Here is a 13,236-nt window from a genome sequence, read left to right as displayed (position 1 = left end):
ACCTTTCCAGTCGGTTCCGCGGAGCACGTCGGAACACACGGAGGTGGCGCGATGGCAATCATTCGAAGAGGCGAGTCGGAGAGAGGAATCACGGGACGACGCGGATGGGACCCGTTCGAGGCGATGCAGGACCTCATGCGGTGGGACCCGCTCAGCGCCCTTTCCCGAGGCACGAGAGACGTCGGACAGGGAGGCGAGTTCCTGCCGGCATTCGAGGTGAAGGAGACGAAGGACTCCTACATCTTCAAGGCGGACCTGCCCGGTGTCGAAGAGAAGGACCTGGACATCGCGCTCACCGGGAGCCGGCTCACCATCTCCGGACGCCGCGAAGAGGAGAAGAAGGACGAGGGAGACACCTACTACACCTATGAGCGCAGCTACGGCGGCTTCTCCCGTTCGTTCACGCTGCCGGACGGGGTCGACATCGACCATGTCCAGGCCGAGCTCAAGGATGGGGTCCTGTCCGTCGTGACTCCGAAGCGAGCGGAGGTGCAGTCGAAGCGCATCGAGTTGAAGGGCAAGGGTGAGGGCAAGGTGAAGGCCTAGCGTCCCTGTACGAACGAGCTGACTGGCGCCGCTCCCCGCGCGGGAGCGGCGCTCCACCGCTCCCATGGAACAATCCACACGCAGGGTGAATACAGGATGGGAGCGTGCGTCATCAGGCGCATGCCCGACATCTTGCGCAGCACGGTGCTGACCGCACTGCTGGCCACGTCCGCGACGGTGTGGGCCGAAACCCCCGAAGCTCCCAAGACCCCTGTCTCCCCAGTGCCGTTGATTGCATTGGTCCCCGGGAAGGTCCTCTATATCGATTCGCAGGGCTCCCGAACCCTGGCGGACTGCGAACAGGTGGAGGAGCGCCGGATGCTGGCCGGGCCCGACAAGGGCAAGTTGTTTCGGGAGACCGAGCCGTGTTCGCTCTGGTACCTCGCCGTGCACCCGCCCACGGGCCGCTGGGCGATGGGTGTCTCGGTCAGCGGGGATGTCGGTTCGACCCGGCTGGTGAGCATGACGCTGTCGGGCCGCAGGGTGGATGTGCCCACCGACAAGGCGGGCCGCGCCAAGGAGGGCAACCTGCTCGTGATGGGGGACCTGGAGGGCGTCGTGGCGGTCACCCCCGGAGCTCCGGCGCAGTGGACGAGCAACAACATCCAGCGCTCGCAGCGTCCCGAGCAGTTCATGGCCGACGGCTCTCGCGTGCTCGTCGCCAATGGGACGGTGACCACGGCGGACTGGTGGAGCTGGAGCTTCGGGCCCAAGCCCGAGGGCATTCACGTGTTGCCCATTCACGTGACGGACACCGCGAGCAACGACCTCGTCCTTGGGGAGTCGCGCACCGTGATGAGGCACGAGCGCGGCGGCGTGCGCATCGCGACGATGGACCCCACGGGCACGAAGCCTTGGAAGCTGGGGCCGCCCATGAAACAGAAGCGGAAGGGACTCCTGTCGCCCATGGTGCTGGGCGACTCGATGGTCTTCTACCGTGAGGGGACGCAGGACGAGGGCCTGAACTGCGAGGGGGCGGACTCGGCTACCTATCGTCGCCTCGATCTGCGCACCGGCCAGGAGAAGGTCTGGGGGACCCACGACACCTACTGCAGCGGCGGCGAGCTCCTGGCGGCGAGCTCGCGGCGCAAGACGGCGTACTTCATCCAGAGCCACTACTTCTCCACCGGCGTCTCCAAACTGTACGAGTACTCGCTCGACCGGGATGAAGTCCGTGAGCTGAAGGCTGAAGGCATGGAGGGGGTGCACGACCTCAGCGAGGATGGGCGGAACCTCATCCTGAACGCGCGAGGCGGTGTCATCGGCGTGTATGACAACGACACGGACGAGTTCACCTGGTTGACGGGCCTCGAGAAGGTCACCGACGCGGGGTTTCTCGACGTGCGCTGAATCGCGTGGACACGGACGCGCGAGATGGACCCGGGAGCGGGGCCTGGAGATAGTTGGCGCCATGGGAACGCAGGGTGATGCTCCAGCCGCTCCGGACATGGTGGCGCTCGTGGGTTGCGCGCGCCGCATGGCGGAGCAGGCTGGGGGCGATGATGTGACGGACGATGAGCTGCACCAGGTCATCGACCGTGTCCTGTTCGGCGCGAAGGATGGCTGGGCGTGCGCGTTGGAAGGCCTGCTGACCCGGACGGAGACCGCCAATCTCGTCCTGGCGCATCTCGAGTCCTGGCTCATGGACCGCACGGGACGGAGCTGGGATGCGACGATGTCGTTGGGCGGCGACTCGCTCGTGACGGAGGTCGAGCGGGCTTTGTTCGGCGCTTGGTGAGTCACCAACCGTGGCGGTCGAGCCAGCCCTGGAGGGCGCGGGCGATGTCGTCGGGCGCGTCCTCCGGCGCGTGGTGTCCCGCTGGGGTGAGCGGAACGATTTCGAGACCTGGGAGTGTGGTGCGTGCCCACTCGATGACTCCGGGTGCGCTGAGGCCGGCATCGCCGAAGGTCAGCAGGAGCGCTGGCTTCGCGGACGGATGCGCGAGCCACGCGTCGTAGCGCTCGATGACGGCGGCGACGTCGGCGGGCTCTCCGTCGATGGGAATCTCGCGCGGCCACTGAAGCATGGGGCGCCGTGACGCCGCGTCGGGATAGGGGGCGTAGTAGGCCTCGCGGGCGCTCTCGGTGAGGCCCGTCTTGACGCCATGGCCGAGCGAGCGCACGAGGAACTGGTTCTGCTCCAGCACCAGCTTCTCTCCGACGCCAGGCGTACGCAGCGCGCGGAACATCTGCTCACCCTCCGGCGACCAGTCGCTCCAGTGCATCGGCCGGAGGAACGTCTCGAAGACCACGACGCCGCGCACGCGGTCCGGATGCCGTGAGGCCCAGTCGAGCGCGAGCACTCCACCCCAGTCGTAGCCGACGAGCACGACGTCGCGCAGGCCGAGCGCGTCGAACCAGGCGTCGAGGTACCGCGCGTGGTCCCCGAAGCGATAGGCGATGTCGGGCTTGCCGGAGCTCCCCATCCCGATGAGGTCGGGCGCGAGGCAGCGCCCGCGGTCGGCGAGCTTTGGCGTCACGTTGCGCCACACATACGAGGACGTGGGGTTGCCGTGCAGGAACACGATGGGCGAGCCGGCTCCTTCCTCACGATAGGAGATGAAGGAGTCGAGGACGGGGACCTGGTGGGTGGTGGGCATGGGCGTGCGCTGGGGAAGGACAAGGGGAGTTGAGTGGCACGCGATGAGCGCGCCGGTGAGGAGCCAGCCGAGCAGTCTGTGCATGCGCCCAATATGTGGCCGGGGATACCTTCCTGGCCGTGATGGTTCGTGAGCAGTAACCTCACGCATCATGAGTATTCAGATAGGGGCCATCGACCTCAATCTCCTCCTGGTCCTCCACACCGTGCTCGCGGAGCGCAGCGTGGTCCGCGCGTCCGAGCGGCTCCATGTCACGCCGTCCGCCATCAGCAACAGCCTGGCGCGGCTCCGCGTCCTGCTCGGAGACCCGCTCGTGACTCGCAAGGGACGTGGCATCGTCCCCACGCCGAGAGCGCTCGCGCTGGCCCCCGCGATTGGCCGTGGGCTTCGGGAGATGGAGCTCGCGCTCCATGAAGTCCCTTTCGAGCCCCTGCGGTGCAAGCAGACCTTCACCCTGGCCGCCGCCGATGCGGGACAGCTCACGTGGGTGCCCCGCATCGCGGTGCTGGTGAGCAAGGAGCTGCCGAATGCGCACCTTCGCGTGGTCGGTATCGATTCCCTCGTCTCGCTGGGGGACCTGGGGTCGGGAGAGGTGGATCTCCACCTGGGCGTCGCGGGACAGGGGCCGGGTCTGCACACCGAGCCGTTGTTGACGGAGCGCACCGTGCTCGTGGCGCGTCGGGGACACCCGGTGCTGGGCAAGCGACTGTCGGCGCGGATGCTGGGAGGACTCCGACATGTCCGCGTGGAGATGGTGCCGGGCAAGAGCTTCCGTGACGCCGTCGGTGCCGCCTACGCGCGCGCGGGTATCCCCCGAGAGGTCGTCATGACGGTGCCCTCATTCACCGCCGCGGCGGCGGTGGTCGCCGCGACCGAGTTGGTCGCGACGTTGCCGGAGTCGCTCGTGCTGGAGCAGGGGACTCGCTTCACGGTGCAGGCGGTCGACGCACCCCATCCCTCACACTCCGTCAGAATCTCCATGTGCTGGCACGAGCGCACCCAGTTGGACCCGGCGGCGCGCTACTTCCGCGAGCTGGTGCGAAAGGGTGTCCTGCCGAGTGAGGAGGACCGCGCGGGAGCAGGACGCTGACGTGGGGTTGCTCGACCTGCGCTGAAGCGGCCCGGGCACGCCAGCGTTCGAGGTGCTGGCGTGCGGACGGGCGAGGCGCGGTGTCAGCGCTGCCCGGACTCCAGGCCCGGGCGGTCCTCGAAGAGCTGGACCCAGCGCCCGTCGAAGCCGCCGCTCGTCGGCGAATACCACGCGCCCGGCAGCCAGAAGCCGTGCTCCACGCCGTCCTTCGAGTCCGTGAAGCCCGTGTGCACGAAGTAGTCGTGCTGCCACCAGAAGGCCCCCGGCGAGGTGGTGTAGCCACTCGCGCTCGCCCGCGTCTGGCCGCGTGAGTCCGCCACGCTGCTGGCATAGGCGTTGTCGTGGAACGCGTTGGAGCCACCGCCGCCGAAGTCGGAGGCGCTGTCGTTCAGCTCGAACGTGCCGAGCAGCCACTTCTTCGCGATGTAGCCCTCGCGGTCATCCTCGTTCTCGATGTCGCGCGTCTGCGGGAAGAAGCGCTGCATCCCCGCGCTCACCTCCGCCTGGCCCACCTCATTGACGATGGGGCTCTCCAGCCAGAAGTCGATGGGGGACGTGTCCTTCCAGTGCGTCGTGTAGCCGCCGTATTGCCAGTGCGTGGGCAGGATGTCCGCCAGGTCCTGGAGTTCGTAGGTGATTCGCTTCACGCCGGGCCAGGTGATGGACTTCCCGTTGTCGTAGCGGCTGGCCAGCGCGTCCGCCGTCGCATACGTGAGCGCCTGCGCGCCAAACGCCGTCACCGCATCCGCGGAGCCCTCCGGCACGAAGGCATAGTGCACGTTCTTCCTGCCGTCGTTGTTGACCCCGGCCTCCGCCTTGCCCGCGCTCGCCATGCGGCCCGCGAAGAACGAGTAGGGGTCCGTGCAGAAGCGCAGCTCCTGCCCGTGCGCCGCCGCCAGCTTGTCGGACCACTCCGCCTGCCAGATGAGCAGATGCTTGCCCGTGGCCGTCTGCATGAAGTTGAGGTCCACGTGCCCCGCGCGGCGCACTACGTTGCGCTTGTGCTGCGTCACCACCGCGTACGCGACGGACTCGCCGCTGCCCGGGTTGCCGACGACATTCTGGACGAGCATCTCCACCCGCTCCCAGTCGTGGAGCTGGTAGTCCCCGGCCGCGTTCTTATCGAGCGCGTGATACACGTGGTAGATGAGGACGAGGTTCTTCCCACCGTCCATGAACTCGATGAGCGACGTGTAGAGCGTCGGGCGGATGCGCCAGCCGGAATACGCGCTGGGGCCCGTGCGAGACGCGTCGATGTACTGGGGGATTTGCTTCCAGTTCAGCTTGTTGTTCGAGAAGTTCCCATCCCGGTCGAAGTCGAAGTTCGTCACCCAGTCGTAGCCATGCCGGCCGTCGTTCCCGTTGCCGCGCTTGAGGATGACGGGCGCGTAGTACTGGAGGAACGCCTGTCGCTGGGCGCTCGTCAGAGACCACGCCTGCGCCTGGGCCTGCGTGGGCCAGCACAGCGCGACGAAGGTCAGCGCGAGTACGCCGTACAGGCCGAGCCCTCGAGTCAATCGATACATCGGTGCACGTCTCGTGGTGTCTGGAGTCATGCCCCCGAGCAAACCATGAGTCTTTCCATAACAATGTGTGGAAAACGTGAATAAGTCCGTTTCCCGAAAGGAGGGTGCCCTGGGTCGCGCTTGAAGCTTCACGGGGCCCGTGCCAGGAACCGCGCATGCGTGACGACTCGACGGGTGGTGATGGAGGCGTGCCCCACTTGAGCCCTGAGGAGTTCCGGAAGCTCGGCCACCGGATGGTGGACTGGATTGCCGACTATCAGGCGCGGCTGGAGTCCTTCCCCGTGCGCTCGCAGGTGGCGCCCGGTGGCGTCGCGTCGAAGCTGCCCGCGCATCCTCCCGAGGAGGGGCTCGCGGGGGAGTCCGGCTGGGAGGACATCTTCAAGGACCTGGAGGACATCATCCTGCCGGGGCTCACCCATTGGCAGTCACCGTCCTTCTTCGCCTACTTCCCGGCGAATGCCTCCGGGCCCGCCGTGCTCGGGGAGCTGCTGTCAGCGGGCCTGGGTGTGCAGGGCATGCTCTGGTCCACCAGTCCCGCCGCGACGGAGCTGGAGACGCGGGTGCTCGACTGGCTCGGGGAACTGACGGGCCTGCCCGACGACTTCCGCTCCACCTCCGCCGCCGGAGGCAGCGTCATCCAGGGCACCGCGAGCGAGGCCACGCTCGTCGCCATGGTGGCCGCGCGTGAGCGAGCCCGTCGTCACGGCGCGCCGGCCGACTCCGAGTGGGTGGCCTATGCGTCCACGCAGGCGCACTCCTCCGTGCTCAAGGCGGCCATGTTGTGTGGAGTGGCGCACGGCGCCGAGGACACGAAGCACGTGCGGCTCATCGAGACGAATGCCCGCTACGGGATGCGGCCCGAACTGCTGGAGCGCGCCATCAGTGAGGACCTGGAGGCAGGGCGCAAGCCTTTCTTCGTCTGCGCCACGGTGGGGAGCACGTCCTCCGGCGCCGTGGACCCGGTTCGCGCGATGGGCGAGGTGATGGCGCGCACGCCCGTACGGGCCTCCGGCGCCTGGCTGCATGTCGACGCTGCCTGGGCTGGCGCGGCGCTGGTGTGCCCCGAGCACCGGGACCTGCTCGATGGCCTGGGGAGGGTGGACTCGCTCGCCTTCAATCCGCACAAGTGGCTGCTCACCAACTTCGACTGCAATGCCTTCTACACGCGGGACAGGAAGGCGCTGCTCGATGCGCTCAGCGTGACGCCGGAGTACCTGCGCAACGCCGCGAGCACGAGCGGCGCGGTCATCGACTACCGCGACTGGCAGGTGCCGCTGGGTCGCCGCTTCCGCGCGCTCAAGCTGTGGTTCGTCCTTCGCCACTATGGTGCCCAGGGCCTGCGCGCCCACATCCGTGAGCATGTGCGGTTGGGCGAGTGCTTCGAGTCGTGGGTCTCGAAGGATGAGCGCTTCGAGGTGGCCGTGCCCCGCTCCTTGTCGCTGGTGTGCTTCCGCTTGAAGCCGCTTCCGGCAGAGACACCCCAGGCCACCGATGCGCGCAATCGGGAGCTGCTGGAGCGGGTGAATGCCTCGGGCAAGGTGTTCCTCTCGCACACTGTATTGCCGGCGGTGGAGGGGACACCTGCTCGCTACGTGCTGCGGATGGCCATCGGGGCTTCGACGACGCAGGAGCGGCACGTTCGCGCCGCGTGGGAGCTCCTCGCCTCCGCCGTCGGCTGACGTCCTCCGGGAACAGAGCCAAGGGGTTCGCGGTGCGAGGGGACACGTCGGTGTGTCCCTTTACATGGCGAAATGAAATGCATCGGAAGGCGGGTCGTTCTCTCGCCAGGCCACCGCTGCTGGTCGCGGTACCCCACACCCCATTCCTGGTTCCCCTGGAGTCTTCCATGTCACGACGTGCCCTGTTCCTGCCGCTCTGCGTGCTGCTGGCCTGTGCCCACTCCCAGCCTGTCTCTCCTCCAGCGCCCCCTGCCTCGGCGGAGCTCACTCCCGAAGCCACCGCCGCCATGACGCGGGCCTGGCTGGCCCGGAGCGAGGGGGATGCGGCGAAGGGATATGCCGAGCTACAGCAGGCCTGGGAGGCAGGTCACCAGTTCGAGGAGGTGGCTCGCGCCGCCGCGAGCATGGCGATAGCTTCGGGCGACACGGCCATGGCCATGACCTGGTTGGAGCGGGCCCTCGACAAGGGACTGTCCAACCCGGGGGGCCTGCTTCACGCAGAGGGGCTGGCCCCGCTGCGCACGCTGCCGGGGTACGACGCGCTGGTGGAGCGCGCTCGGAAGAACGCACTGGAGGCCCGGCGCGCTTGGGGCGTGGGCGCTGGACTGGAGCGGAGTTCTCCCAAGGAGGCCGGACTGTCCGAGCCCGCGTTGGAAGAACTGCTGAAGGCCGCTGAGAAGTCTGGCTCCGCGGGACTGGTGCTGCTGCGCCACGGCAAGCTGGTGGGGGAGTGGTACTTCGGCGGCGAGACGCATCGCATCGAGTCCATGTCCGCCACCAAGGGCATGGTGTCGCTGGCCATCGGCCTGCTTATCGACGAGGGGAAGATTCCGTCCGTGGACACCCCGGTCTCCGCCTTCTTCCCCGAGTGGAAGGGCGGCCTCAAGGGCAAGGTGACGCTGAAGCACCTGCTCAATCACACGTCGGGGCTGGCCGCGAAACGCACCGCCTACGACATCTACGAGTCCAAGGACTTCGTGCGCTACGCGCTGGACTCGGAGGTGGTGGACGAGCCGGGCAGCAAGCACGCGTACAACAACAAGGCGACCAATCTCATCGCGGGAATCGTGGAGCGCGCGTCGGGTGAGAAGATGGATGTGTATCTTTCGCGGAAGCTCTTCACGCCGCTTGGCATCCGTGACTTCCGCTGGGACAAGGACCCGTCTGGCAACCCCGTGGGCATGTCGGGCTTGCAACTGCATCCGGTGGACTTCGCCAAGGTCGGCCAGATGCTGCTCCAGGGCGGCACGTGGAAGGGCCAGCGCATCCTGAGCGCGTCGTACATCCAGGCGCTCGGTGGTGCTCCCACGCAGCCGCACACGCCGACGGCGGGACTGCTCTGGTGGCTCATCTACGAGGAGGGCATGTCCGTCACGCTCGGCAGCGACGCGCTGGAGCAGGCCCGTCGCAATGGCTTCCCCGAGGCTGCTGTGGCCCGGCTGCGTGAAATCGCGGACCGTCCCATTCCGCAGGGCGCGTTCTTCACCACCTTCGTGGAGAAGCTGGGAGACGCCTCGCTGCTTGAAGACTTCCTGGAGAAGTCCGCCCCCTACAGCTTCAAGCAGCAGGTGGAGGGCCCGCCGAGCGGCTTCGCGGCGATTGGCCAGGGCGGACAGCGCGTGCTGGTGCTGCCGAAGTACGACCTCGTGGCCGTGCGCATGTCGGACTATGACGGGCGCGTTCCCGAGGACGTCCTGGAGTTCTCCGAGTTCACCGGCAAGGTGCTCGACCTCGTCCGGCCCACGCCCGCCGCTCGCTGAAGCGCCTGCTCTCTCGGCGTCCTCGTGGACTGGGGCGTGTGGCATCATGGTGGGCGCTCATGGTGCCGCACCGTCCTGTCTCTCTCGTCCTCAGCTATCAGTACCCGGGCAAGTACGCCTTCACCGTGCTGGCGGGCGCCGTCGAGTCGGACCCGGCGCTCGCGGACGTGAAGCTGTTCTTCCCTCGCGACCGGGAGACGCTGCTCTCCACCGTGAAGGAGCGCGCGGACGCGGGGGACACCGTCGTGGCCGCGTGGTCCTTCTACTCGGCCAGCTTCGCCGTCTCGGCGGAGGAGCTCGCGTGGGTGCGTGAGCGACTGGAGGGCCGCTCCGTCCTCTGCATCGCCGGCGGGGTGCATGCGACGGCCGAGCCCGTCCAGACGCTCCAGGCGGGCTTCGACCTCATCGCGATTGGGGAAGGGGAGTACTCGCTGCGCGAGCTGCTCGGCCGCGTGCGGCGCGGAGAGGACCCGCGTGACACGCACGGCGTGGCCCACCTGAAGGACGGCAAGCTGGTGCAGCACGGGCGGGGCGAGGGCGTGAAGCTCGACGACTTTCCTCCCTTCGCCGCGCGCAACGCCATGTACGGCGCCATCGAAATCACGCGCGGCTGCATCTACGCGTGCCGTTTCTGCCAGACGCCCTTCATGAGCAAGGCGCGCTTCCGCCACCGCTCCGTGCCCAACATCGCGCACTGGGCCCGGGAGCTGCGGCGCTCGGGACGGCGGGACATCCGCTTCATCACGCCCACGTCCATGTCCTACGGCACCGGCGACGAGACGATGAACCTGGCCGCCGTGGAGGAGCTGCTCGCCGCCGTGCGCGAGGCCATGGCTCCCGACGGGCGCGTGTACTACGGCACCTTCCCCTCGGAGGTCCGCCCCGAGCACGTCACGCCGGAGGCGCTCGCGGTCCTCAAGCGCTACGTCCACAACGACAACCTCATCATCGGCGGCCAGTCCGGCTCCGAGCGCATCCTCCAGGCCACGCGCCGGGGGCATGACGTGGAGACGGTGGTGCGCGCCACGCGGCTCGCCGTGGAGGGCGGCTTCATCCCCAACGTGGACTTCATCCTCGGCCTGCCGGGTGAAGAGCCCGAGGACGTGGAGGCCACCGTCGTCCTCATGGAGCGGCTGGCGGAGCTGGGGGCGCGCGTGCACGGACACACCTTCATGCCGCTGCCCGGCACGCCCTATCGCGATGCCGCGCCGGGGCGGGTGGATGAGGAGACGCAGCGCAAGCTGGACAAGCTCGCCTCCCAGGGGCGGCTGTATGGCCACTGGAAGCAGCAGGTGGCGCTGGCGGAGGGCATCGCCTCGCGACGCAGGCCCCGGGCGGGCTAGCGTCCCCCTCGCGTCACTTCGTCGGGCCCGCGAGCGCCCAGGCGCTTAGGATGGAAACGCGATGTCCTCCGACGAGACCCCTCCCTACTGGTTGCTCATCTCCGTCCTCTTCAGCTCCCAGCCGCTGACGCCCTCGCTCGCCATGACGCTGCACCAGACGGCGTACGAGCTGCACGAGCGCGGAGAAGGCGCCAGGGACGTCGCCGGGGACATGCTGAGCGGCAAGGTGCGCAACCTGCGCAAGGACGTGGCGCTCGGCGGAATCGCCGGCCCTGCCTTCGAGGCGGATATCGAGACGGAGCGCGGCTCCGGCGTGGTGCGCTTCATCCTCACCCGCCAGGGCCTGGAGATGATGCGTCAGCAGCCCGCGACGCCGCCTCGCCCGAAGTACCTCAACTGAGGTGACGAAGGCCTGCTCGCCGGCTCCCTCGCTGCGCGAAGTGTCCGGTCATCCCCACCTTCGAGTCACGGGCTGAAGCCACACTCGAAGGAGCGACACCCATGGACCCGAAGGAATATCTCCAGAAGTCACTCGGCATTCCGCTGGACCCCGAGAAGCAGAAGGACCCGGAAGCGGATGGCGACCACGTCCCCGCCGAGGGACGCGCCGAGTTCCTCAACGACGTCGGTGGCCAGGACGGCGGCCAGCGCACGGAGGTCGGGCATCCGTATGACGGGGAGGGAGACCTGCAGCAGGGCCAGCGCGCCGAGTACCTCAAGCGCGCCGAGCGCAAGCCCACGAAGAAGCGCTAGCGACTACTCGCGCTCCAGCGACACCTTCATGCGGTTGCCCATGTGGAAGATGGAGTTGTTCAACGTCGCGGCCGACAGCTCCGCCAGCTCCGTCATCACCTTCTGCTCCTCCGCTTCCTTGGAGCCCGCCGCCGGCGTGGACGTGGCCTGCGCGCCGTTGGCGGAGCTGGCGTCCTTGGCGACAGGCGGACGGCCCACGGCCGACAGGTAGGAGTTCAGCAGCCCGCCGTGCGAGGAGCCCCCCACGGAGTTGAGCGCCGACTGCACCACGAGGCCACCCGTGGACATCAGCGGGTCACCCGGGCGGTTCGCCGCCGACTGCATGTTGTTGTTGTGCTGCTGCAGCACGGAGCCGAAGCCCGCGCGCGAGGACGCGGCACTTGCCTGCGGCGTGGGGACCTGGACCCGAGGACCCGTGAGGTTGTTGATGCGGCTCATGGTGCGCTCCTTGGCGGTCCGAGGGCGCACGAAGCGCGATTCTCGGAGGTCTGCCCACATTATCGCCCAGCCCCGGGAGAAGTTGCGTCCCGGCGCTCGGAGCCTGCCTGCCCGGCGGAAAAACGACCGAAGGCCGCGGACTTACGGGCACGGTGCCCAAGTCCACGGCCCTCGGATGGATCAGCGGAAAATGCGCCCGACTAGAACTGGTGGGCCTCGGTGGACTCGTGCAGGGCCAGGGTGCTGGCGGAGCCGCCGGAGATGACCTCGGCGACCTGGTCGAAGTAGCCGGTGCCGACCTCGCGCTGGTGACGCGTGGCGGTGTAGCCGTCCTTCTCCGAGCCGAACTCGCCCTGCTGGAACTCGCTGTAGGCCGCCATGCCGCGGTCCTTGTACTTGCGGGCCAGCTCGTACATCGAGTGGTTCAGCGCGTGGAAGCCGGCCAGGGTGACGAACTGGAACTTGTAGCCCATGGCGCCCAGCTCGCGCTGGAACTTGGCGATGGTGGCGTCGTCCAGGTTCTTCTTCCAGTTGAAGGACGGCGAGCAGTTGTAGGCCAGCATCTTGTTGGGGAACTTCGCGCGGATGGACTCGGCGAACTTCTTGGCCTGGGCCAGGTCCGGGGTGCTCGTCTCGCACCACACCAGGTCCGCGAAGGGCGCGTACGCGAGGCCGCGGGCGATGGCGCAGTCGAGGCCGCCGTTGAGGCGGTAGAAGCCCTCGGAGGTGCGGCCATTCTTCCGGTCGATGAAGGCGTGGTCGTACTCGTCCGAGTCGCTCATCAGCAGCTTGGCGCTGTCGGCGTCCGTGCGGGCGACGAGCAAGGTGGGCACGCCCATGACGTCGGCGGCGAGGCGCGCGGCGGTGAGGGTGCGGATGAAGTGGTTGGTGGGTACCAGCACCTTGCCGCCCATGTGGCCGCACTTCTTCTCGCTGGCGAGCTGGTCCTCGAAGTGGACGCCCGCGGCGCCGGCCTCAATCATGCTCTTCATCAGCTCGAAGGCGTTGAGCGGGCCACCGAAGCCCGCCTCGGCGTCGGCGATGATGGGGGCGAACCAGTAGCGGTCGCTCTTGCCCTCGGCGTGGTCAATCTGGTCCGCGCGGCGCAGGGCGTTGTTGATCTTCTTCACCACGGTGGGGACGCTGTCCACCGGGTAGAGGCTCTGGTCCGGGTACATCTGCCCGGCGGAGTTGGCGTCCGCGGCGACCTGCCAGCCGGAGAGGTAGATGGCCTTCAGTCCCGCGCGGACCATCTGCACGGCCTGGTTGCCGGTGAGCGAGCCGAGCGCGTTGATGTAGTCCTCGGTGTGGAGCAGCTCCCACAGCCGCTTCGCGCCGACTTCCGCCAGCGTGTAGCTGATGGGCAGGGTGCCGCGCAGCTTCAGCACGTCCTTGTCGGTGTAGTTGCGGATGATGCCCTCGAAGCGTCGAGCGTGGAGCTTGGCGTGGGGAGTGGCATCCGGGGTCGTCGTGGTGGCGTCGTACATCGCAGGCTCCTCGG

The 13,236-nt window shown here is 68.0% G+C and carries 13 protein-coding genes; 9 read left to right on the top strand and 4 right to left on the bottom strand.

Annotated features, from left to right (window positions below; translation table 11 throughout):
• The first annotated feature begins 51 nt into the window (after nt 1-51).
• From LZ199_RS29420 to LZ199_RS29410, 3 genes are all read left to right on the top strand, one after another.
• A complete protein-coding gene (locus LZ199_RS29420; RefSeq protein WP_253997099.1) occupies nt 52-546 on the top strand; it encodes an Hsp20/alpha crystallin family protein in 495 nt (164 codons plus the stop codon).
• Nucleotides 547-666: 120 nt separating this feature from the next.
• A complete protein-coding gene (locus LZ199_RS29415) occupies nt 667-1,896 on the top strand; it encodes a hypothetical protein (protein WP_253997098.1) in 1,230 nt (409 codons plus the stop codon).
• A 61-nt stretch (nt 1,897-1,957) separates the two neighbouring features.
• A complete protein-coding gene (locus tag LZ199_RS29410; protein ID WP_253997097.1) occupies nt 1,958-2,284 on the top strand; it encodes a hypothetical protein in 327 nt (108 codons plus the stop codon).
• Nucleotide 2,285: 1 nt separating this feature from the next.
• Here the strand turns inward: LZ199_RS29410 and LZ199_RS29405 are convergent, their stop codons facing one another.
• Nucleotides 2,286-3,230: a haloalkane dehalogenase gene (locus LZ199_RS29405; RefSeq protein WP_253997096.1), complete on the bottom strand. Its 945-nt coding sequence runs from the start codon at nt 3,228-3,230 to the stop codon at nt 2,286-2,288.
• A 67-nt stretch (nt 3,231-3,297) separates the two neighbouring features.
• Between LZ199_RS29405 and LZ199_RS29400 the strand changes: the two genes are divergently transcribed.
• Nucleotides 3,298-4,236, top strand: coding sequence for a LysR family transcriptional regulator (locus LZ199_RS29400; protein ID WP_253997095.1), 939 nt, complete (start codon nt 3,298-3,300; stop codon nt 4,234-4,236).
• Between the two features lie 83 nt (nt 4,237-4,319).
• On the opposite strand, the gene LZ199_RS29395 is transcribed toward LZ199_RS29400, so the two are convergent.
• Nucleotides 4,320-5,762 carry a hypothetical protein gene (locus LZ199_RS29395; RefSeq protein ID WP_253997094.1) on the bottom strand — a complete coding sequence of 481 codons (1,443 nt, stop codon included), beginning with the start codon at nt 5,760-5,762 and terminating at the stop codon, nt 4,320-4,322.
• A 155-nt stretch (nt 5,763-5,917) separates the two neighbouring features.
• Between LZ199_RS29395 and LZ199_RS29390 the strand changes: the two genes are divergently transcribed.
• From LZ199_RS29390 to LZ199_RS29370, 5 genes are all read left to right on the top strand, one after another.
• Nucleotides 5,918-7,441: a pyridoxal-dependent decarboxylase gene (locus LZ199_RS29390; RefSeq protein ID WP_253997093.1), complete on the top strand. Its 1,524-nt coding sequence runs from the start codon at nt 5,918-5,920 to the stop codon at nt 7,439-7,441.
• Between the two features lie 167 nt (nt 7,442-7,608).
• Nucleotides 7,609-9,201, top strand: coding sequence for a serine hydrolase domain-containing protein (locus tag LZ199_RS29385; RefSeq protein ID WP_253997092.1), 1,593 nt, complete (start codon nt 7,609-7,611; stop codon nt 9,199-9,201).
• 59 nt (nt 9,202-9,260) lie between these two features.
• Nucleotides 9,261-10,544: a TIGR04013 family B12-binding domain/radical SAM domain-containing protein gene (locus LZ199_RS29380; RefSeq protein WP_253997091.1), complete on the top strand. Its 1,284-nt coding sequence runs from the start codon at nt 9,261-9,263 to the stop codon at nt 10,542-10,544.
• A 61-nt stretch (nt 10,545-10,605) separates the two neighbouring features.
• The gene (locus tag LZ199_RS29375) at nt 10,606-10,944 is read left to right on the top strand and encodes a hypothetical protein (RefSeq protein WP_253997090.1); all 339 of its coding nucleotides are present in this window, start codon (nt 10,606-10,608) and stop codon (nt 10,942-10,944) included.
• 101 nt (nt 10,945-11,045) lie between these two features.
• Entirely contained in the window at nt 11,046-11,297 is a 252-nt protein-coding gene (locus tag LZ199_RS29370; RefSeq protein WP_253997089.1) for a hypothetical protein, read from the top strand.
• A gap of 3 nt (nt 11,298-11,300) precedes the next feature.
• Here LZ199_RS29370 and LZ199_RS29365 read toward each other — a convergent pair whose 3' ends face one another.
• Nucleotides 11,301-11,735 carry a hypothetical protein gene (locus LZ199_RS29365; RefSeq protein ID WP_253997088.1) on the bottom strand — a complete coding sequence of 145 codons (435 nt, stop codon included), beginning with the start codon at nt 11,733-11,735 and terminating at the stop codon, nt 11,301-11,303.
• 200 nt (nt 11,736-11,935) lie between these two features.
• Nucleotides 11,936-13,222, bottom strand: coding sequence for an isocitrate lyase (gene aceA / locus LZ199_RS29360; protein ID WP_253997087.1), 1,287 nt, complete (start codon nt 13,220-13,222; stop codon nt 11,936-11,938).
• Between the last annotated feature and the right edge of the window lie 14 nt (nt 13,223-13,236).

It is taken from the genome of Myxococcus qinghaiensis (assembly GCF_024198215.1).
GTDB lineage: Bacteria > Myxococcota > Myxococcia > Myxococcales > Myxococcaceae > Myxococcus > Myxococcus qinghaiensis.
The sequence above is the reverse complement of the archived record's forward strand: the minus strand, read 5'-3'. Positions and strand labels throughout refer to the sequence as shown.